The sequence below is a fragment of the Phaeobacter sp. JH20_29 genome, from assembly GCF_048056175.1.
In the GTDB taxonomy this organism is placed as follows: Bacteria; Pseudomonadota; Alphaproteobacteria; order Rhodobacterales; family Rhodobacteraceae; genus Phaeobacter; species Phaeobacter bryozoorum.
Map to the genome: position 1 here is coordinate 398,752 of NZ_JAYMWO010000013.1, position 19,440 is coordinate 418,191.

The 19,440-nt window shown below is 60.9% G+C and carries 18 protein-coding genes; 5 read left to right on the forward strand and 13 right to left on the reverse strand.

The window, feature by feature from the left end:
- Positions 1–7: 7 nt before the first annotated feature.
- The 11 genes from phoB to VWZ85_RS11695 form a co-directional block, all read right to left on the reverse strand.
- A complete protein-coding gene (phoB, locus tag VWZ85_RS11645; protein WP_061049309.1) occupies positions 8–697 on the reverse strand; it encodes a phosphate regulon transcriptional regulator PhoB in 690 nt (229 codons plus the stop codon).
- Positions 698–699: 2 nt separating this feature from the next.
- Complete coding sequence (gene phoU, locus VWZ85_RS11650; RefSeq protein ID WP_061049310.1) at positions 700–1,410, reverse strand: phosphate signaling complex protein PhoU; 711 nt, start codon at positions 1,408–1,410, stop codon at positions 700–702.
- Positions 1,411–1,427: 17 nt separating this feature from the next.
- Positions 1,428–2,225, reverse strand: a complete 798-nt coding sequence (gene pstB / locus VWZ85_RS11655; RefSeq protein ID WP_061049311.1) for a phosphate ABC transporter ATP-binding protein PstB — start codon at positions 2,223–2,225, stop codon at positions 1,428–1,430.
- A 14-nt stretch (positions 2,226–2,239) separates the two neighbouring features.
- Positions 2,240–3,619, reverse strand: a complete 1,380-nt coding sequence (gene pstA / locus VWZ85_RS11660; RefSeq protein ID WP_416534937.1) for a phosphate ABC transporter permease PstA — start codon at positions 3,617–3,619, stop codon at positions 2,240–2,242.
- Positions 3,619–5,097 (reverse strand): phosphate ABC transporter permease subunit PstC, encoded by a 1,479-nt coding sequence (pstC, locus tag VWZ85_RS11665; protein WP_416588346.1) that lies wholly within the window; start codon positions 5,095–5,097, stop codon positions 3,619–3,621. The genes pstA and pstC overlap by 1 nt, the downstream gene beginning before the upstream one ends.
- Positions 5,098–5,241: 144 nt before the next feature.
- Positions 5,242–6,297 carry a substrate-binding domain-containing protein gene (locus VWZ85_RS11670; RefSeq protein ID WP_340545576.1) on the reverse strand — a complete coding sequence of 352 codons (1,056 nt, stop codon included), beginning with the start codon at positions 6,295–6,297 and terminating at the stop codon, positions 5,242–5,244.
- Between the two features lie 223 nt (positions 6,298–6,520).
- The gene (locus VWZ85_RS11675) at positions 6,521–7,561 is read right to left on the reverse strand and encodes a sensor histidine kinase (RefSeq protein ID WP_416588349.1); all 1,041 of its coding nucleotides are present in this window, start codon (positions 7,559–7,561) and stop codon (positions 6,521–6,523) included.
- A 49-nt stretch (positions 7,562–7,610) separates the two neighbouring features.
- Positions 7,611–8,768 carry a trans-sulfuration enzyme family protein gene (locus VWZ85_RS11680; protein ID WP_416534935.1) on the reverse strand — a complete coding sequence of 386 codons (1,158 nt, stop codon included), beginning with the start codon at positions 8,766–8,768 and terminating at the stop codon, positions 7,611–7,613.
- Positions 8,769–8,795: 27 nt separating this feature from the next.
- Entirely contained in the window at positions 8,796–9,317 is a 522-nt protein-coding gene (locus VWZ85_RS11685) for a gamma carbonic anhydrase family protein (RefSeq protein ID WP_340545579.1), read from the reverse strand.
- Positions 9,314–9,955 carry a guanylate kinase gene (gene gmk / locus VWZ85_RS11690; RefSeq protein WP_416534934.1) on the reverse strand — a complete coding sequence of 214 codons (642 nt, stop codon included), beginning with the start codon at positions 9,953–9,955 and terminating at the stop codon, positions 9,314–9,316. The genes VWZ85_RS11685 and gmk overlap by 4 nt, the downstream gene beginning before the upstream one ends.
- A 46-nt stretch (positions 9,956–10,001) precedes the next feature.
- A complete protein-coding gene (locus VWZ85_RS11695) occupies positions 10,002–10,898 on the reverse strand; it encodes a YicC/YloC family endoribonuclease (protein WP_340545581.1) in 897 nt (298 codons plus the stop codon).
- Between the two features lie 245 nt (positions 10,899–11,143).
- Here VWZ85_RS11695 and VWZ85_RS11700 point away from each other — a divergent pair, with 245 nt between their 5' ends.
- Positions 11,144–11,977 carry a PAS domain-containing protein gene (locus VWZ85_RS11700; protein ID WP_416588839.1) on the forward strand — a complete coding sequence of 278 codons (834 nt, stop codon included), beginning with the start codon at positions 11,144–11,146 and terminating at the stop codon, positions 11,975–11,977.
- A gap of 302 nt (positions 11,978–12,279) precedes the next feature.
- On the opposite strand, the gene VWZ85_RS11705 is transcribed toward VWZ85_RS11700, so the two are convergent.
- A complete protein-coding gene (locus VWZ85_RS11705; RefSeq protein WP_416534932.1) occupies positions 12,280–13,650 on the reverse strand; it encodes a class II 3-deoxy-7-phosphoheptulonate synthase in 1,371 nt (456 codons plus the stop codon).
- Positions 13,651–13,831: 181 nt separating this feature from the next.
- On the opposite strand from VWZ85_RS11705, the gene VWZ85_RS11710 reads away from it, so the two are divergent.
- Positions 13,832–14,836 (forward strand): GlxA family transcriptional regulator, encoded by a 1,005-nt coding sequence (locus VWZ85_RS11710; protein ID WP_340545583.1) that lies wholly within the window; start codon positions 13,832–13,834, stop codon positions 14,834–14,836.
- Positions 14,837–14,896: 60 nt separating this feature from the next.
- On the opposite strand, the gene VWZ85_RS11715 is transcribed toward VWZ85_RS11710, so the two are convergent.
- On the reverse strand, positions 14,897–16,003 hold the full coding sequence (locus VWZ85_RS11715) for a PQQ-dependent sugar dehydrogenase (protein ID WP_416553213.1): 1,107 nt from the start codon (positions 16,001–16,003) through the stop codon (positions 14,897–14,899).
- Between the two features lie 486 nt (positions 16,004–16,489).
- Between VWZ85_RS11715 and VWZ85_RS11720 the strand changes: the two genes are divergently transcribed.
- From VWZ85_RS11720 to VWZ85_RS11730, 3 genes are all read left to right on the forward strand, one after another.
- Positions 16,490–17,683, forward strand: a complete 1,194-nt coding sequence (locus VWZ85_RS11720; protein WP_416588351.1) for an ABC transporter substrate-binding protein — start codon at positions 16,490–16,492, stop codon at positions 17,681–17,683.
- 99 nt (positions 17,684–17,782) lie between these two features.
- Positions 17,783–18,571, forward strand: a complete 789-nt coding sequence (locus tag VWZ85_RS11725) for an ABC transporter ATP-binding protein (protein ID WP_340545586.1) — start codon at positions 17,783–17,785, stop codon at positions 18,569–18,571.
- Positions 18,568–19,398 carry an ABC transporter ATP-binding protein gene (locus VWZ85_RS11730; RefSeq protein ID WP_340545587.1) on the forward strand — a complete coding sequence of 277 codons (831 nt, stop codon included), beginning with the start codon at positions 18,568–18,570 and terminating at the stop codon, positions 19,396–19,398. The genes VWZ85_RS11725 and VWZ85_RS11730 overlap by 4 nt, the downstream gene beginning before the upstream one ends.
- The last annotated feature ends 42 nt before the right edge of the window (positions 19,399–19,440 follow it).

The window sequence follows — 19,440 nt, forward strand, 5'->3', positions numbered from 1 at the left end:
TAGATTGCTACCCTAACGCGTAGCCCGCGCCACGGACCGTCCGCACCGGGTCGGATCCGCCGTGTTGGGTCAGCGCCTTGCGCAGCCGGCCGATATGGACATCGACGGTGCGTGTATCGACATAGATATCGCGCCCCCAGACCCGGTCCAAGAGCTGCTCGCGGCTCCAGACCCGGCCCGGTTTCTCCATGAAGGTGGAGAGCAGGCGAAACTCGGTCGGGCCAAGTTTGAGCGGCGCCTCGGCCCGGCTGACCTTATGAGTCTCGGCGTCCAGCACGATATCGTCAAATTCCAGCCGCACCCCGACGGTCGAGGGGCGTACCCGCCGCAACTGCGTGCGCACGCGGGCCATCAGTTCGATCACCGAATAGGGCTTCACCACGTAATCATCGGCGCCGGTTTCCAGCCCGCGCACCTTGTCGACCTCTTCCGAACGGGCCGACAGCATGATGATCGGAATGTTCCGGGTTTCGGGGCGCGACTTCAGCCGACGGCAGACTTCGATGCCGCTGAGATTGGGCATCATCCAATCGAGCACGATGATATCGGGCATGTCCTCTTCGACAACCAGCAGCGCCTCTTCGCCATGTTCGGCGCGCAGCACACGAAACCCGTCGGCCTCAAGATTATAGGAAAGAACCTCGCGTTGGGCCAATTCGTCCTCGACCACCAGAACGGTGGGTTGGTCGGCAGCCATGGTCAGACCTCCTGCGGCACAGAGGATGTCGTGTCGGCTTTCTGCCGGTCATCCTCGGGCTTGTCGCCGGTCACCAGATAGACCACCTGTTCGGCAATCGAGGTGACATGATCGCCCATGCGCTCGACGTTCTTGGCGATAAAATGCAGGTGCATACAGGGGGTGATGTTGCGCGGGTCTTCCATCATGAAAGTGAGGAATTCGCGGAACAGCGCGTTGTACATCTGATCGACGTCTTTGTCGCGGGCGATCACGTCCTGCGCCAGTTCCACGTCGCGCTGGATGTAGGAATCCAGCGCGTCCTTCAGCATCAGCTCGACCTCGCGCGCCATACGGCGCATGGCGGCGGCGCTCTCAGAGACGCTGGGCCCCTGCGCCAGAACGGCGGTGCGTTTGGCAATGTTCTTGGCATAATCGCCGATACGTTCGAGATTGCCGGAGATTTTCATCACCGACAGCACCAGCCGCAGATCGACCGCAGCAGGCGCGCGGATGGCGATGACGCGGGCGGCTTCTTCGTTGATCAGCTCTTCCAGCCCGTCGATGGCCTTGTCGCCGTTGCGCACCTGCTGGGCGAGCTCTTCGTCGCGGGTTTCGAGTGCACGAGCGGCGTCCATGATGGCGGCCTCGACAAGGCCCCCCATTTTCATGATCTGCGCCTGAATGGCTTCCAGATCCCGGTCGAAGGCGGATGCGATATGTTGCTCTGGCATGTCTTTGGTCCTCACGATCAGCCGATGCGGCCGGTGATATAGCTTTCGGTGCGGGGATCTTCGGGATTGGTAAAGATCTGGCCGGTCGCGCCAAACTCCACCAGGTTGCCGAGGTGGAAGAAGGCGGTTTTCTGGCTGACGCGCGCGGCCTGCTGCATCGAGTGGGTGACGATCACCACCGAATAGCTGTTGCGCAGCTCGTCGATCAGCTCTTCAATCTGGGCGGTTGCAATCGGGTCCAGCGCCGAACATGGCTCATCCATCAAGAGCACTTCCGGCTCCGTCGCGACGGCGCGCGCAATGCACAGGCGCTGCTGCTGGCCACCGGACAGACCGGTGCCGGGCGCGTCCAGGCGATCCTTCACCTCATCCCAGATGGCGCCACGGCGCAGGGATTTCTCGACGATCTCGTCCAGCTCGGCCTTATTGGCGGCCAGGCCGTGAATGCGCGGGCCATAGGCAACATTGTCGTAGATCGACTTGGGGAACGGGTTCGGCTTCTGGAACACCATGCCAACCTTGGCGCGCAGCTGCACAGGGTCGACGCGATTGTCGTAGATATCCTCTCCGTCGATCGAGATATCACCGGTCACGCGGCAGATGTCGATGGTGTCGTTCATCCGGTTCAGGCAGCGCAGGAACGTGGATTTGCCGCAGCCCGACGGACCGATAAAGGCGGTGACGGTGTTGTCTTCGATCTCGACGTTCACGTCCTTGATCGCGTGGGCCTCGCCGTAATAGACATTCACATTCTTGGCGGCGATCTTGGTTTTTTCTGTGTGCACGTCTTTGTCCAATGCAGTCATCTGGTTCATTTCGGCTGCCCCTCTTACCAGCGGCGTTCAAAGCGGCGGCGCAGGATCACGGCCACTGTGTTCATGGTCACGAGGAAGATCAACAGGATGATGATACCGCCCCAGGCGCGTTCGTAAAATGCCGGATCGGCACGTTTTGCCCATTCGTAGATCTGCGCGGGCATGGCGGAATTTGGCGCCAGCAGGCCGTCGGCAATGGTTTCCGGCGCGTTGGAGGCGATGAAGCCCACCATGCCGATCAGCAGCAGCGGTGCGGTCTCGCCAAGGGCCTGCGCCAGCCCGATGATGGTGCCGGTGAGGATCCCCGGTGCCGCCAGCGGCAGCACATGGTGGAACACCGCCTGCATCCGCGAGGCCCCCACTCCCAGCGCCGCGTCGCGGATCGACGGTGGAACAGCCTTCAATGCGGCGCGGGTTGAGATGATCACCGTCGGCAGGGTCATCAGCGTCAGCACCAGACCGCCGACCAGCGGTGCCGACATCGGCAGGTGCATGTAGTTGATGAACACCGCAAGACCGAGGATACCGAACACGATGGACGGCACCGCCGCGAGGTTGGAGATATTCACCTCGATCACGTCGGTGAGCCAGTTCTTCGGTGCAAATTCTTCAAGATAGATCGACGCGGCTACGCCAATCGGCAGCGCCAGCGCGAGCACCACCAGCATCATGAACAGCGACCCCATCATCGCAACCCCCATGCCCGCGGCTTCGGGGCGCGCGTCAGACGCATCCGCACCGGTGATGAAATCCAGGTTGAAGGTCTTGGCCACGATCCCCGCCGCAACCAAGGCATCGACCAGATCCAGCTGTTCGGAGGAAATGCTCTTGTCATTGGCGATGCTGTCACGGCTGACCCGGCCCTTGAGGTAGCCGTCGACACGGCTGGAGGCGAGGAAGCGGAACACAACCGTTTCGCCAATCTGGTCGGGGTTGGCCAGCACAAAGCTGCGCAGCTGCGCGGCGGCGTCCTTGGACAGGAGGCCCGCCAGTTCCTTGGGCTTGAGGCCGGTTTGGATGCCAAGCTCGGCCACCTTGGTTTCCATCGCGTTCTTGATCAGCGGCGCGTAGCCAAAGGTGGTCACCTTCTTGATGGCCTCCAGATCACGGGTGCCGGATTTGTCGAGCTTGCTTTCCAGCAGCTCCACCTCAAGCGTGATGAAAGTCTGTTGAAAGGCACCGGTGCCCCGGCTGACGATGGTGAACACCAGCACAGCGAGCATCAGCAGGCCAACCGCGATTGCGGCCATGCCATAGCCGCGAAAGCGGCGCTCGGCGGCGTTGCGCTTGCGGGTGCGATCCGATTGCTGCAACAGCGAGCCTGCATGGCGCCGTTCGGCACCAGCGTTTGGCCCAGGAGTGTTTCCCGGAGTGTTTTGGCTGATATCGGTCATTAGTCGTACTGCTCCCGGTATTTGCGCACGATATAGAGCGCCAGGACATTCAGGCCGAGGGTCAGCACGAACAGCGTGAGCCCCAGAGCAAAGGCAACCAGCGTTTCGGGGCTGGCGAAATCCGTATCACCCGTCAGCTGGCTGACAATACGGGTGGTGATCGTGGTCATTGATTCCAGCGGGTTGAGCGAGAACTTGGCAATCGCCCCTGCCCCCATCACGACGATCATCGTCTCGCCAATGGCGCGTGAGGCCGCCAGCAGCACCGCGCCGACGATGCCCGGCAGCGCCGCCGGCAGGACCACCTGGCGGATGGTTTCCGATTTGGTGGCGCCAAGCCCGAGCGAGCCATCACGCATCGCCTGCGGCACTGCGTTGATAATGTCGTCAGAGAGCGAGGAGACAAAGGGGATCAGCATGATGCCCATCACCAGTCCGGCGGTCAGCACCGAGGTCGCACCACTCATCCATTCGACGCCCAGCAGACCATCCTCACCCTGGCCAAAGACCTTGACCAGCAGCGGACCAACCGTCAGCAGCGCAAACAGGCCGTAAACGATGGTCGGAATACCTGCGAGGATTTCCAGCAGCGGTTTTGCAAATGCGCGCGTGGTGCTGCCGGCGTATTCTGACAGGTAGATGGCGGCAAACAGGCCCACAGGCACTGCGACAGCAAGGGCGATTGCAGAGATATAAAGCGTGCCCCACAGCAGCGGCAGGATCGACAGATCGCTGTCGCCGCGGAAATTCGGCGCCCATGTGGTGCCAAAGAAGAAATCTGACCAGGCGTGAAGGCCAAAGAAGTTGATGCTCTCAAACAGCATCGAGAAAACGATACCGACCGTGGTCAGGATCGCGAGGCTGGCCGCCAGAACCAGCAGTGCCATGATCCCCTGTTCCACCACATTGCGGGCGCGGAAATCCTTATGCGTGCGGCCATAGGCCCAGGCAAAGCCGACAATCGCCAGAAGACCGACGATCACCGACATGATGATCTGGCCTTTGTTTGACTGGCTGCGATAGCTCTGGGCCGCGCTCAGAACCTCCGGGCGGACTTCAGACCCGAGAGCGACGCCGATGTCGCCGAGGCGGGCACGAATATCCGTTTCACCGCTGTCGAGGCTGCGCGCCTCATCCGGCGAGAGCAGCCCCTGCGCCACCGCCTGATCCAGCCCGTCGGCAAGACGGCGCACGTCGCTCATCACCAGACCCAGAGTGGAGTTCTCCTGCACCATCTCGGCGGGGATCATCGCCGAGACGCGATTCTCGATCACCATGGGCTGGGCCAATGTCCAGATCGCCAACACGGCAAGGGCAGGCACCAGCGCGCTGAAGGCCACGTTGTGACCATAGTAGGCCGGCAGGGAATGCAACGCCTTGGCGTCGCCCCCGGCCGAAGCAAGCGCACGCTTGCGCCCAAGCACAAAGCCCAGCCCCGAAAGGGCGATCAGGGCAATAACGAGCCAGACTGTCGGCATCGGCTACTCCGTTTGAGTGGGGCGGAAACTCCGCTCCTGCGGCGCCGGACGCGCCGACATGCAGGGGTATTTCATTTGGTGGTCGTGAAATGGGCCGGGGCAACCCTAGATGCCCCGGCCCGTTGTCTCATTCTGGCCGAGCGATCAGGAATTGCCGCCCATGACCTCTTCTTCGGAAACCACGGCTTGTGTCTTGCTCAGCTCGGGGTCGGCAACCAGACCGTATTCCGCCAGCGGGCCATCGGGACCGGCCACTTCATCGGCGACGAAGAATTCAGCATATTCCTTCAGGCCGGGGATCACGCCGATATGGGCTTTCTTCACGTAGAAGAACAGCGGACGCGATACCGGGTATTCCCCTTCGGCAATGCTCTCGGTGGTGGGAACCACGCCGGACATGGTGGCAACCTGCAGCTTGTCGGTGTTGTTCTCGTAGAACGCCAGACCAAAGACCCCGATACCGTCCTTGTTGGATTCAATCCGCGCCAGGGTCTCGGTGTAGTCGCCGTCGATGTCCACCGACACACCATCGGTGCGCAGCGAGATGCAGGCTTTCTCTGCGGCTTTCTTCTTGGCCTTGTCGCTGTCGCCTTCGGCGTGCGCCAGCAGGTGTTCGAATGCGCCGGTGGCTTCACAGCCCGCCAGGATCACCTTGTCTTCGAAGACTTCACGGGTGCCGTGCTTGGTGCCGGGGATGAAGGCCTGGATGTTCTGTGCCGGGAAGGCGCTGTTGACGTCGGCCCAGGTCTTGTTCGGGTTGGCGACCATTTTGCCATCAACCAGGATTTCGTCGGAGAGCGCCAGGAACCAGTCGGTCGGCGTGTATTCAAAGGCGTTGCCCTTAATGTCATTGGCAAACACGATGCCGTCATAGCCGATCTGAACTTCGATGATATCGGTCACGCCGTTTTCGGCGCAGGCCTTGATTTCCTTGTCCTTGATGCGGCGCGATGCGTTGGCCACGTCGATGGTGTTTTCACCAACACCTTCGCAGAACCGCTTGAGGCCAGCCGAGGACCCACCGGATTCGACAACCGGTGTCGGGAAGTCGAAGTTCTCGCCGAAGGCTTCGGCCACGATGGAGGCATAGGGCAGAACGGTCGAAGAACCGGCAACCTGAACCTGATCGCGCGCTGCCGCAGCAGTGGCAGAAACAGCCGAAATGGCCAGGGCGGATGCGGTGAGTTTCACAAAGGACATCTGTGTCTCCTTGGGTGTCAATTTTCAGGATCATCCCGTGATGATCTTGCGCCCTCACCTAAGGGCGGCGCGTGAGCCTTTTGTGACAGCTATGTAACAGCTGTATGACAAACCCGGATTTCTGGCGGATTTTTGTGACAAAACGCTCCGGGTGCCCCGGTTTTTGTTAATCGCTGGCGGCTGTTGGCGCGGCTTAGGCGACATCGGCGCCCCGGTGGCCGGCTCAGCGCGGCAGGATGACGGTAAAGACGGTGCCAGTGGCGGCGCTGCTTTCAACCCGCAGGCGGCCGCGATGGCGGTTGACGATATGTTTGACAATCGCCAGCCCCAGACCGGTGCCGCCCTGCTCTCGGGATCGGTGGGTATCCACCCTGTAGAACCGTTCGGTCAGGCGCGGCAGATGCACGGGGTCGATCCCGCTGCCATTGTCGATTACCTCGACCCTGACCGCAGCGGCGCGGACCGCTGGATCACGATCACGGGTCCGCAACCGCAGCGTGACGTGATCGCCGCCATATTTGATCGCGTTCTCAACCAGATTGGTGAAGACCTGCTGCAACTGGTCTGGATCGCCGGTAACGGCGGTTGGCGTCTCCGGTATGTCGAGCGTCAGCTGCACCTCGGCGGCCTCTGCAACCGGCTCCAGCGATTTCAGGGTCGAGGCCAGATGAGCGCCCAGATCCAGTTGTTCGCGCGGGCGCACCCGCTCCTCGCTTTCGACCCGGTTCAGCGACAGAAGATCACCAACCAGCCGGTTCATCCGATTGGCTTCATCCTGCATGATCTGCAAAAACCGATCCCGTGCCGCAGTATCATCGCGTGCAGGGCCGCGCAGCGTTTCGATAAACCCCATAAGCGCAGTGAGCGGCGTACGCAGTTCATGGCTGACATTGGCGACAAAATCACGCCGCATCTGGCTCGCCTGCTCGCGCTCGGTGATATCCGTGAGGCTGATCAGCGCCGCGCCGCCATTCACGGCGCCGATGCCCGGCACATAGCGCAGGGCCACCTCAAACGTGGTGTCCTGTGCGCCATCATTGGACAGGTGACGCGCGGTTTTGGCGCTGCGGTCGTAAAGGCAGCTTTCGATCGCCGTGGCCACATTGGGCTGGCGCAGGATGGTGGCGAAATGGCGCCCGACCAGATTGGCGCCCAGCAGCGTGGTCGCCGCCGCATTTGCCGCGATGAACCTTTCGCTTTGATCGACCAGCACAGCTGGCAAGGGGATGGCCTCCATGAAACCGTTAATCAGATCGTCAGTCATGTGCCCCTCGCGTTTTAGCTGTGCCGGCCGTGTTACAAATCAATTGTAACTATGACATGGCAGCCGCGACCGCTTCGGTGAAGACAGCGCAGAGCGTTGCCGGATCCTCAAGCCCGACCGAGACGCGGAAGAACCCTTCGCTCAGCCCCAGTTTTGCGCGATCCTCCGCGCTAAGGGCGCGGTGCGAGGAAGAGGCCGGATGCGACAGCGTTGTGCCCACATCGCCAAGGGTCGGGGCAAAGTTCAGCCCATCTGCCGCCCGGGTAAAGGCATTGGCGGCAGCGCGCCCGCCCTCAAGCTCGAAGCTGACCATATTGCAGCCCCTGCCCTCCAACAGCGCCATTGCGCGCTCGTGATCGGGATGATCCTTGCGGGTCGGGTAGATCACCCGCTTCACCCCCGGCAGCCCCGCCAGATGGTCCGCCAGCGTCACCGCCGTGGCCTGGGCGCGTTCAAACCGCAGCTCGAACGAGAGCATACCGCGTTCGGCGAGCCAGCAGTCGAACGGGCTGGGCGTCATGCCGGTGGTCACCACATAGACGCTGAGACGGGTGTTGATCTCAGGATCCTTGGCCACGACATAACCGAGCATCACATCGGAATGGCCGGCCAGCAGCTTGGTGATTGAATGGATGACGATATCGGCGCCGTGGTCAAAGGGACGAAAGCCCCGCGGCGTGGTAAAGGTATTGTCCACCACCAAGAGAATATTGCGATCCTTGCAGAGCTGGGCCAGCCCGTCGATATCGGCGACGGCAAGCGTCGGGTTTGACACCGCCTCGACCAGAATCATCTTGGTTTCGGGGCGGATCGCGGCCTCCACTGCGGCCACATCACCGGGATTGGCCAAAGTGGTTTCAATGCCCAGACGCGGCAGATCCTCGGCCATCAGGCGCATCGACCGCCCGTAGAGCTGATTGCCGCCAATCACGTGATCGCCGGTTTTCAGCAGGCCCAGCAGAACGGCCGAAACCGCCGCCATGCCGGAGCCGGTCACGACACCGCCGGGCATACCTTCCATCGCATCCAGCCGCTTGGCGACCACATCGGCATTGGGATGGCCTTCGCGGGAGTAGGTATAGCCGTGCACCCGCCCTTCGTACTGGTCATCAAGCGCATCTGGCGTTTCGCTGGCATAGACCACCGACGGGCTGAGCGGTGTCACAACCGGATGGCTCGCGCTGAAGGGCAAGGGATCTGGCCGCATCAGCGACCCTTTGGAATTTCTCACGTGTCAGACCTCTGTCAGTTCGTCGCGAAAACGACGCATGTTTTCCTGGTAGTGCTCAGCGCTCTGGCGCAGCGACTGCACCAGAGCCTCGTCAACATCCCGGACAATCTTGCCGGGTGCGCCCATGACCAGAGAGTTATCTGGGATTTCTTTATTCTCTGTGATCAGGGCGCCCGCACCGATCAGGCAGTTCTTGCCGATTCTGGCACCGTTCAGAATGGTCGCACCCATTCCGATCAGGGAGTTGTCGCCGATGGTGCAGCCATGCAGCATCACCTTGTGGCCGATGGTGCAGTTTTCACCAATGGTCAGCGGGTAGCCTGCGTCAATGTGCATGACGCAGTTTTCCTGCACGTTGGAGCCGCGACCGATACGGATCTCTTCGTGATCGGCCCGGATGGTGGTGCCAAACCAGACCGAGGCCCCCTCCTCCAGCACCACAAGGCCAATCAGGTTGGCGTCGGGCGCGACCCAGGTGTCGGCGTGGATGTTCGGGGTCTTGTCGCCCAGGGCATAGATGGTCATGACAGTTCCTCAAATTCGCTTTGCAGGCCGCGCACGTGGTCCATCAGATGGGGCTGCTGGATCCGGCGCAGGCGGGTGGCGGTGATAATTGTCTTCAGCTGTGTCTCGGTTGCGTCGAGGTCATCGTTGATCAGCACGTGGTCATAGCTGCCCCAGTGGCTGATCTCGTCCCAGCTTTTCTCCATCCGGCGGGTGATCGTAGCGGCATCGTCCTGCGCCCGGCTTTCCAGACGACGGCGCAACTCCAAGATCGAGGGGGGCAGCAGAAAGATCGACAGCGTGTGCTGGCCCAGATCCGAGTTGCGGATCTGCTGGGCGCCCTGCCAGTCGATATCAAAAAGCACGTCGCGCCCGCTATCAATCGCCGCCTTTACCGGCCCCTTGGGCGAGCCGTAGAAATTGCCGAACACATGAGCGTGTTCCAGCATGTCGCCTTCGCTCACCGCAGTTTTAAAGGCATCGGTGGTGATAAAATGATAGTCCTGCCCATCCACCTCGCCCGGGCGCGGGTTGCGCGTGGTGGCGGAGACGGAGAATTCGATGCTGGGATCCCAGGACCGCAGTCGTTTTGCCAATGTGGATTTCCCGGCCCCCGAGGGCGAAGAAAGGATGATCAACAGGCCGCGCCGATCTGCCATGGCGTGCTCTCCTTATGTCTTATGACGTTGTTGTTATTCTGTGTCGTTATTCGATGTTCTGGACCTGCTCGCGCATCTGGTCGATCACCGCCTTCAGCTCAAGCCCGACCGCCGTCAGATCGCTGTTCTGCGCTTTTGCGCAGAGTGTGTTGGCCTCGCGGTTGAATTCCTGCATCAGGAAATCCAGTTTGCGCCCGACCGCCCCGCCCTTGGCCAGAAGGTCACGCGCTGCCGCAACATGGGCGGTGAGCCGGTCCAATTCTTCGGTGACGTCGGATTTCACCGCCAGAAGCGCCAGTTCCTGCGCCAGACGGGTTTCATCGACGCCGTCGCTGTTGTCCAGAACCCGCGCAAGATTGGTCCGCAGGTTTGCGGCAACCTCATCCTTGCGGGCCTCGGCGCGGCGTGCGGCCTCATCGCGCAGCGTGCTGATCTGGTCCAGTTGGTCCATCAGCACGGTCTTCAGCGCGGCGCCCTCGCTGGCGCGCATGTTAACAAAGTCGGACAGGATTGCGGCGAAATCTGCGCTCAGTGCCGCCACGATCGGGGCGGGATCATCGGCACTGCTGGCCTGCTCCAACACGCCGCGCTGCGCCAGAAGATCGGCCGCCGTGGTCTGTGCCAGCACGATGCCCGCCGCATCGGCCTGACGCTCCACCTCGGCAATCGCCTGCAATAGCGATGCCAGCGCCGGCTGGTTGATCTCAAGCGCGCTTGCGGCGGCTTCGCTGCGGCTGATGCGCAGGGTCATGGAGACGTTGCCGCGCGACAGCGCCTTGCTCAATTGGCCACGCAGGTTGGTCTCAAGCCCCTCCAGCCAGTCCGGAATGCGCAGCCGCAGATCCAGCCCCTTGGCATTGACCGAGCGCAATTCGCACGACCAGCTATGGGCGCCGATGCTGCCCTGTCCCGCTGCAAAGCTCGTCATTGAATGGATGGTCATGTCCTGCTGCCCTCCGAGGCGCCCAAGGCGCAGTTTTGCGTGGTCAAAGGTTTACAAACGGGCAGCCGACAAGTCCATAAGCGCGCGGTCCTATCCTAAAGTGTTAACCATTGATTAAAGAAGTAGTCCAAAATTGAATAAGATTGTGGCATGTTAACTTCAGGATAACCAATTCGGCATTAATCGTTAGGCAACCAACTTTAGCTTGGCGCATGACCCAGCCGGATCCAGCGAGGATGACAGCGATGTTTTTTGGCGGCCGCAAAGATAACGATCAGACCGATGGTCAAACTAAGGTTGTGGCAATGGACCGGTTCCGTGCTGCGGGATCGCTGTCGCCCATGCGTCAGGCGGAGGCCTATTGGACCGCCCTGCGCCGGGGTGATGACATTCCCAGCCGGTCGCAGATTGACCCGCGCGGGCTGGAGAACATCCTGCCCCAGACCTTTATTCTGGAACGGATCGCGCCCGGTATCGCCCGGTTCCGTCTGGCCGGACAGCGGGTGAATGAAATGGCTGGCATGGAAGTGCGCGGCATGCCGATCACCGCTTTCTTCACACCGGAGGCGCGCAAACAGATGAGCGCGGCAATGGAAACCATGTTCGACACGCCCGCCATCATCGAACTGACGCTTCAGACCGAAAACAACCGTCTGCGCGGTGCACGTGAGGCGCGGATGCTGCTGCTGCCGCTGCGCAGCGATCTGGGCGACATCAGCCGTGCGCTGGGTGTTTTCATCTCCGAAGGCAACCCGACCGGTACGTCACAGCGGTTCTCCATCACCGAAACAAAGATCCGTCAGGTCAGCCATAAGGGCGACACCCCCTTTAAGGCCAAGCCACGCGCCGCTGATCCGGTCGCACCCCAGCGTAAACCGCAGGACGTCAACACACCCAATCCAGGGTTTGCCGAGACCCAGGCGCGGTTTGAGCCAGAGCCGAGCGTGATGACGGAAGCGCGTTCGCTGATTGAGCGCAGCCGCCAGATGTCGAGCGCGAAGGACGTGGCGCCAAAGGCCGAAAAACAGCCCGCCAAGACGCGCGGCAGCCACCTGCGACTGGTGGTCAGCAAAGACTGAGGCCTGAGACGGCACAGCATATTCCCGAGATACTTTCGCGCTACTGGACATAGCTAGAAAGCAGACGCCCCGCGACAGAAGGTCCGGGGCGTTTCCCTTTTGTCAGATGCGCAAACAACCTGTCGCCATGTTCAAGGTGCTGCGCCCACGGGGCTGGTGGCGCCTTGCGGATCGCTGCCGAAACTCTGGCTAAGGTGCCTCAGAAACTTCTCCCAACCCTTTGAATAAAAAGACCCTCACCCGGATGGGTGAGGGTCCATTGCTAGGTGCCATCCTGATGATCAGGGTGGATCTGTGGGTGATCAGCCGGCTTGACGCTCCGCGGTGCGGGCGCGCAGCTGCGAGACTTCTTCCGCAACGAGGAAGGCCAGCTCCAGCGATTGGCTGGCGTTCAGGCGCGGGTCGCAGGCCGTGTGATAACGGTCGCTGAGATCCTCATCGGTGACTGCGCGCACGCCGCCGGTGCATTCGGTGACGTCCTGACCGGTCATCTCGAAATGCACGCCGCCCGGGATGGTGCCCTCTGCGGTGTGGATCGCAAAGAAGTCGCGAACCTCGCGCAGGACGCTCTCAAACGGGCGGGTCTTGTAGCCGGTGGAGGATTTGATGGTGTTGCCGTGCATCGGGTCGCAGACCCAGGTCACCTTGGCGCCCTCTTCCTGAACCGCCTTGATCAGGCGTGGCAGGTGTTCGCCGGCTTTGCCTGCGCCAAAGCGTGCGATCAGGGTCAGACGACCTTCCTCATTCTCCGGGTTCAGCTTGGCCATCAGAACCTTCAGATCCTCGGCCGTTGTGGTCGGACCACATTTCAGACCAATCGGGTTCAGCACGCCGCTGCAGAATTCCACGTGTGCGCCATCCGGTTGACGGGTCCGGTCGCCGATCCACAGCATGTGGCCGGAGCCGGCCAGCCATTTGCCGGAGGTCGAATCCAGACGGGTCAACGCCTCTTCATACTCCAGCAGCAAACCTTCGTGACTGGTGTAGAAGTCAACCGACTGCAAGGTGTGCGCGGTATCATTGTTGATGCCGGCCGCCTTCATGAAGTCGAGCGTATCGGTGATGCGATTCGCCATTTCACGATAGCTTTCGGCCTTCTCGCCCTCGGTAAAGCCCAGCGTCCAGGCGTGGACCTGGTTCACATCGGCATAACCGCCGGTTGAGAACGCCCGGATCAGGTTCAGCGTCGCGGCGGCCTGAGTATAGGCCTGCAGCATCCGCTGCGGGTCTGGCACGCGGGAGGCCTCGGTGAAGGCCAGATCGTTGATGATGTCACCGCGGTAGCTGGGCAGCTCGACGCCATTCACGGTCTCTGTCGGTGCGCTGCGGGGTTTGGCGAACTGGCCCGCCATGCGGCCGACCTTGATCACCGGCACCTTGGCACCGTAGGTTAGCACCATCGCCATCTGCAACATCACCTTGAAGGTATCGCGGATCGCATCGGCGCTGAACTGGTCGAAGCTTTCGGCGCAGTCGCCGCCCTGAAGCAGGAATGCCTCGCCCCGGCCGGCAGCGCCGAGGTGTTGTTTCAGCCGTCGCGCCTCACCGGCAAATACCAGCGGCGGATATTTTGACAGCTGAGCCTCAACAGCCGACAGCGCGTCGGCGTTGGTATATTCTGGCATTTGCACCCGCGGTTTTTGGCGCCAGGTCGATTTTTGCCACTCACTCATAGCTGTGTCTCCGCATAAGAGGTCTCAAAGTTAACGAACGCCATCTATACGAAATCACACTCCGGCTGACCAGTTTAGATTTGCAAAGTCTTGACGACACCGCGAAGCTATGAACACGGTGCCCGAATTTCGCAAAATCCGCCCTTGCGAAGAACAGAAATATTGAATGAGGACGCTGGCCATGCAGACGCAGAGCAAGCCAACACCAAGCCCGACCAAAGGGCCCCAATCCCGGCGTTATGCCTTTGTTTTGCTTGACCGTTTTACGATGCTGTCTTTTGCCTCGGCGCTGGAATGTCTGCGAATTGCCAACCGGATGATTGGCCGCGAGGTCTACACCTGGATGCTCTTGGCCGAAGGCGGCGGCACGGTCAGCTGTTCGGCCGGAACATCCTTTCAGGTGGATGACGACCTGATCGAACTCCAGCGCGATGACACAATTCTGTTGTGCTCCGGTATTTCGGTGCAGGAAGCCACCACAAAAAAACTGCTGTCGTGGCTGCGTCGCGAAGCGCGCAAGGGGTTGAAGGTTGGCGGGCTGTGCACGGCGTCATATGCGCTGGCGCGCGCGGGCCTGCTGGATGGCAGACGTGCCACGATTCACTGGGAGAATGCCGACAGTTTCAACGAGGAGTTTGACGAGGTCGAGCTGACCAAATCGGTCTTTGTCATCGACGGCAACCGGATGTCGACAGCCGGCGGTACCTCCTCCATCGACCTGATGCTGAAGCTGATTGCCAATGATCACGGCGAGGATATCGCCAATTCGGTGGCCGATCAGCTCATCTATTCATCGATTCGGACCGATCAGGACACGCAGCGCCTGTCGATCCCGACCCGGATCGGGGTGCGCCACCCAAAATTGTCTATGGTGATCCAGATGATGGAAGCCAATATCGAGGAGCCGATCAGCCCCTCCATTCTGGCGCAGAATGTCGGCATGTCGACCCGCCAGCTGGAGCGGCTGTTCCGTCGCTATCTCAACCGATCTCCCAAACGCTATTATATGGAACTGCGGTTGCAGAAGGCGCGCAACCTGTTGATGCAGACCGATATGAGTGTGATCAATGTGGCGCTTGCCTGCGGGTTTGCATCACCTTCGCATTTCTCCAAATGCTACCGGGCGCATTACGACACGACGCCTTATCGCGAACGCGGCAGCAAATCGGCCCCGCCGACGTTGTGACCCGCGCCCCTACCGGATCAGGCCTATGCCGGATCGGCCCGGGGTCCGGTTCGCGCCGGTTCAGCGCGACAGGCGGTAGAGCGCGCCATTGGTCTCGGACAGGAACCAGATGCTACCGTCCGGGGCCTCGCGCAGGTCCCGGATGCGTCCTGTCTCATCGCCCCTGATCTGCTCAACCTCCGCCAGTGGTTGCCCGGAGAGCCGCGCGATATAGCCGAACTTGAGCGAGCCGACAAAGATATCCCCGCGCCAGTCCGGCCACATGCTGCCGGAATACACCAGCAGGTTTGAGGGCGCCATCGAGGGGTCCCAATAGTGGGCCGGCTGCTTCAGGCCCGGCTTTGTGGTCCCTTCGCCGATTTTCAGCCCTGAATAATGCCGGCCGTAGGCGATGACCGGCCAGCCGTAATTTGCGCCTTTCTCGATCAGATTGACCTCATCCCCGCCACGGGCGCCATGTTCAACAGACCAGAGCTGGCCATCGGCGGCAAAGGTCAGTCCCTGGGGGTTGCGATGCCCGTAGGACCAGATTTCCGGCTGCGCCCCTTTCTGTTTGGTAAAGGGGTTGTCGCGCGGGACGGATCCGTCGGGATTCAAACGCAGAATGCTGCCCTGATGTGAGGTGAGGGATTGGGCAGATGGCCGGTCGCCGCGATCACCCAGAGTGACATAGAGAGTTCCGTCAGGCCCTTCTGCCAGCCGCGATCCGAAATGGCGCCCACTGTCGGCGGGTGGCGCGGCGACGAAGATGTCCCGCAGCCCCTCAAGCTGGGTGTTGCGCCGGGCGAGCTGCCCGGTGGCCACCGCTGTGGCAGAGCCTCTTCCAAGCCGTTTCGAATAAGAGAGATATATCCGCCGGGTTCTGCCAAAATTGCGCGGAATCAACACGTCCAGCAGCCCGCCCTGCCCCTGATCGAGCACTTTCGGAGTGCCTTTGACGCGGGTCAGACGGCCCGCCGCCAGGTGCAACAGGTCACCGTCTTTTTCAGTGATCAGCACCGAGCCATCAGGCAGGAAATCAAAAGCCCATGGGATATCCAGCCCGTGGGCCATCCGCTCTACCTTCAACACTCCGTGATCGCTGCTCAGCGTCTGTGCCGAGACCGCGGTGCCAACGGTGGCCAGCAGGGTTAATGCGATAAAGCGCTGTGCCAGGGATGCCAGCATCGGCCGGATCTGTCGCGTCTGGCCGGTCGGTCTTTCCGGCTGACAAGCCGACGATTGCCGTCGCCGGGGTCGCATCGCCTGACACGATGGGTTGACTTGGAGCACTCTAATAACAGACCTCCCCATATGCATGACGCCTCCTGCGCAATTCCGTGATCAGACCCTGGGGGGAGCGGTCCAATGGCTCATATTCATGCTATTCGACCGAATTTAGCGCGAATTTTCTATTTGGCCAGCTTTTGCGCCGCCCGGCATGAAATGCGACGCGGATCTGGGGACTTGCGACGAGCGCTGCGGTGAGCTGATCCCCGATGCCCAAGGGGCGAGCGGCCGTTGGGTCATCTACCCCATTGTGAACATTCCATTCTCCGTAACCGGGGCGAAAAAACCTGCGACATGTTGGCGCTAGAGGACTTCCCTTTTTTACCACGCTTGCCTAGGGTCCGATTTGAACAAATATGTTCCAACAAATGGGAGTTCACAAAAATGAAAAAAATGATGATGGCGACAGCCGCCGCTGCCCTGACTGCTGGCACTGCGTTTGCGGGTGGCCACGCCAAGGAAGTGAAGCTGGGTGTGCTTCTCGGCTTTACTGGGCCGATCGAATCCCTCGCCCCGGCCATGGGTTCCGGCGCTGAGCTGGCGATGGAGGAAGTGACCAAATCCGGCAAGCTGCTTGATGCGGCGACTGTCATTCCGGTGCGCGCAGACACCGGCTGTATCGACAATGGTCTGGCGACGGCAAACGGCGAGAAGCTGGTTGCTGACGGTGTCAACGGCATCATCGGCGGTGACTGCTCCGGCGTGACCGGCGCGATCCTGCAGAACGTCGCGATCCCGAACGGCATGGTGATGATCTCGCCGTCGGCCACCTCGCCCGGCCTGTCGACCATGGAAGACAACGACCTGTTCTTCCGTACCTCGCCCTCCGATGCCCGCGAAGGCCAGGTGATGGCCGAAGTGCTGAAAGAGCGCGGCGTCAACTCCATCGCCCTGACCTATACCAACAACGACTACGGCAAAGGTCTGGCCGACGCGATCAAAACCTCCTTTGAGGAAGTCGGCGGTGAAGTCACCATCGTGACCGCGCATGAAGACGGCAAGGGCGACTATTCCGCAGAAGTCGCCGCACTGGCGTCCGCTGGCGGCGATATTCTGGTTGTTGCCGGCTACCTGGATCAGGGCGGCCTGGGCATCATTCAGGCCTCGCTCGACTCCGGTGCCTATGACACCTTCGGTCTGCCCGGTGGCATGATCGGTGACTCCCTGCCCAAGAACATCGGCCCGGATCTTGATGGCTCCTTTGGCCAGATTGCCGGTTCCGATAGCGAAGGTGCGGCGATCTATGCTGAGCTGGCCAAAGCCGCCGGTTTCGACGGCACCTCCGCCTATTCCCCGGAGAGCTATGACGCTGCCGCGCTGTTCATGCTGGCAATGCAGGCCGCAAACTCCAAGGATCCGGCCGACTATGGCTCCAAGATCCTTGAAGTAGCCAATGCGCCCGGTGAGAAGATCAACCCCGGCGAGCTGGGCAAGGCCCTGGAAATCCTCGCGAATGGCGGCGACATCGACTATGAGGGTGCGACTGGCGTAGAACTGATCGGCCCCGGTGAGAGCGCAGGCTCCTACCGTGAGATCGAAGTCAAGGACGGCGCCAACGCCACCGTGAAATTCCGCTGATCCCGTAAAATCGGATCGAACCAAGATGATCAGCCCGGGTTTTGCCCGGGCTGTTCCAAATTCAAAAGCCGTCAAAAAGACGGTGGGGGATGAAATGACATGATCGTCGTCGAGGACTTGCACAAGCACTTCGGCGGGTTCCATGCGGTTGATGGCGCGTCGCTGGAAATCGCTAAGGGCTCCATAACCGGTTTGATCGGGCCAAACGGCGCCGGAAAAACCACTCTTTTCAACGTGATTGCAGGCGTGCTTGAACCGACCTCTGGCCGGGTCACCATGGACGGTGAGGACATCACCGGCCTGCCGCCGCATGAGCTGTTCCACAAGGGGCTGCTGCGGACGTTCCAGATCGCGCATGAATTTGCGTCGATGACCTGCCGCGAGAACCTGATGATGGTGCCAAGTGCGCAGTCGGGTGAGACGCTGTGGAACACCTGGTTCGGCCGCAAGCGCATTGCGGATGAGGAACGCGCGCTGCGGGCCAAGGCAGATGAGGTTCTGGAATTCCTGACCATCAGCCATATCGCTGATCTGAAGGCCGGTCAGGTCTCGGGCGGGCAGAAGAAACTGCTTGAGCTGGGCCGAACCATGATGGTGGACGCCAAGATCGTCTTCCTCGATGAGGTGGGCGCAGGTGTGAACCGGACCCTGCTCTATACCATTGCCGATGCCATCAAGCGCCTCAACGAAGAGCGCGGCTATACCTTCGTCGTGATCGAGCACGACATGGAGTTCATCGGGCGCCTCTGCGACCCGGTTATCTGCATGGCCGAGGGCAAGAAACTGGCTGAAGGCACGCTGGATCAGATCAAGGCCAACGAGCAGGTGATCGAAGCCTATCTCGGCACCGGCCTGAAAAACAAAGATAAACTGGAGGCTGGAGCATGAGCGACAATCCCTACCAGAACGATCACGGCAATCGTGATGCCTCGATCACCAATCCGCATGGTGTCGGAACGATGCAGCCTGCCCACAGCAAAAGCGGCCCCACACGCAAGGTGGACGGTGGTCCCTTTCTGATCGGTGACACGATGACCGGCGGCTACGGCAAAGGGCCGGATATCCTGCACGACTGCACCATTGCCGTCGATAAGGGCGAGATCGCCGTTATCGTTGGCCCCAATGGTGCCGGGAAATCCACCGCGATGAAAGCTGTGTTCGGGATGCTCGATGTCCGCGCAGGTGCCGTGCGTCTGGACGGCGAGGATATCACCCTGCTGACCCCCCAGGACCGGGTGATCAAGGGCATGGGGTTTGTGCCCCAGACCAGCAATATCTTCACCTCGATGACGGTTGAGGAAAACCTGGAAATGGGTGCTTTCATCCGCACCGATGATTTCCGCGATACCATGGAGCAGGTCTATGAGCTGTTTCCGATACTGCGTGAAAAACGTAACCAGCCGGCGGGCGAACTCTCCGGGGGTCAGCGCCAGCAGGTGGCCGTTGGCCGCGCGCTGATGACCAAGCCGAAGGTTCTGATGCTGGACGAGCCGACAGCAGGTGTGTCGCCCATCGTCATGGACGAGCTGTTCGACCGTATCATCGAGGTGGCCCGCACCGGCCTGCCGATCCTGATGGTCGAACAAAACGCCAAACAAGCGCTTGAGATCGCGGACAAAGGTTACGTTCTGGTACAGGGCCGCAATGCCTACACCGGCACCGGCCAAGAGCTGCTCGCCGATCCCGAAGTGCGCAAATCTTTCTTGGGGGGGTGACCGAGTATGCCTCTACTAAGAAAATCGGCTGTAATAAACCAC

Excerpts from the sequence above, each read along its gene's own strand:
- pstB (WP_061049311.1), bottom strand. The coding sequence starts at position 2,225 with ATGAACCAGATGACTGCATTGGACAAAGACGTGCACACAGAAAAAACC.
- pstA (WP_416534937.1), bottom strand. The coding sequence starts at position 3,619 with ATGACCGATATCAGCCAAAACACTCCGGGAAACACTCCTGGGCCAAAC.
- VWZ85_RS11720 (WP_416588351.1), top strand. The coding sequence starts at position 16,490 with ATGAAAAAAATGATGATGGCGACAGCCGCCGCTGCCCTGACTGCTGGC.
- VWZ85_RS11675 (WP_416588349.1), bottom strand. The coding sequence starts at position 7,561 with ATGACTGACGATCTGATTAACGGTTTCATGGAGGCCATCCCCTTGCCA.
- VWZ85_RS11680 (WP_416534935.1), bottom strand. The coding sequence starts at position 8,768 with ATGCGGCCAGATCCCTTGCCCTTCAGCGCGAGCCATCCGGTTGTGACA.
- VWZ85_RS11700 (WP_416588839.1), top strand. The coding sequence starts at position 11,144 with ATGTTTTTTGGCGGCCGCAAAGATAACGATCAGACCGATGGTCAAACT.
- VWZ85_RS11710 (WP_340545583.1), top strand. The coding sequence starts at position 13,832 with ATGCAGACGCAGAGCAAGCCAACACCAAGCCCGACCAAAGGGCCCCAA.
- VWZ85_RS11715 (WP_416553213.1), bottom strand. The coding sequence starts at position 16,003 with ATGCTGGCATCCCTGGCACAGCGCTTTATCGCATTAACCCTGCTGGCC.
- VWZ85_RS11685 (WP_340545579.1), bottom strand. The coding sequence starts at position 9,317 with ATGACCATCTATGCCCTGGGCGACAAGACCCCGAACATCCACGCCGAC.
- phoU (WP_061049310.1), bottom strand. The coding sequence starts at position 1,410 with ATGCCAGAGCAACATATCGCATCCGCCTTCGACCGGGATCTGGAAGCC.
- VWZ85_RS11730 (WP_340545587.1), top strand. The coding sequence starts at position 18,568 with ATGAGCGACAATCCCTACCAGAACGATCACGGCAATCGTGATGCCTCG.
- VWZ85_RS11695 (WP_340545581.1), bottom strand. The coding sequence starts at position 10,898 with ATGACCATCCATTCAATGACGAGCTTTGCAGCGGGACAGGGCAGCATC.
- VWZ85_RS11670 (WP_340545576.1), bottom strand. The coding sequence starts at position 6,297 with ATGTCCTTTGTGAAACTCACCGCATCCGCCCTGGCCATTTCGGCTGTT.
- pstC (WP_416588346.1), bottom strand. The coding sequence starts at position 5,097 with ATGCCGACAGTCTGGCTCGTTATTGCCCTGATCGCCCTTTCGGGGCTG.
- VWZ85_RS11705 (WP_416534932.1), bottom strand. The coding sequence starts at position 13,650 with ATGAGTGAGTGGCAAAAATCGACCTGGCGCCAAAAACCGCGGGTGCAA.
- gmk (WP_416534934.1), bottom strand. The coding sequence starts at position 9,955 with ATGGCAGATCGGCGCGGCCTGTTGATCATCCTTTCTTCGCCCTCGGGG.
- phoB (WP_061049309.1), bottom strand. The coding sequence starts at position 697 with ATGGCTGCCGACCAACCCACCGTTCTGGTGGTCGAGGACGAATTGGCC.
- VWZ85_RS11725 (WP_340545586.1), top strand. The coding sequence starts at position 17,783 with ATGATCGTCGTCGAGGACTTGCACAAGCACTTCGGCGGGTTCCATGCG.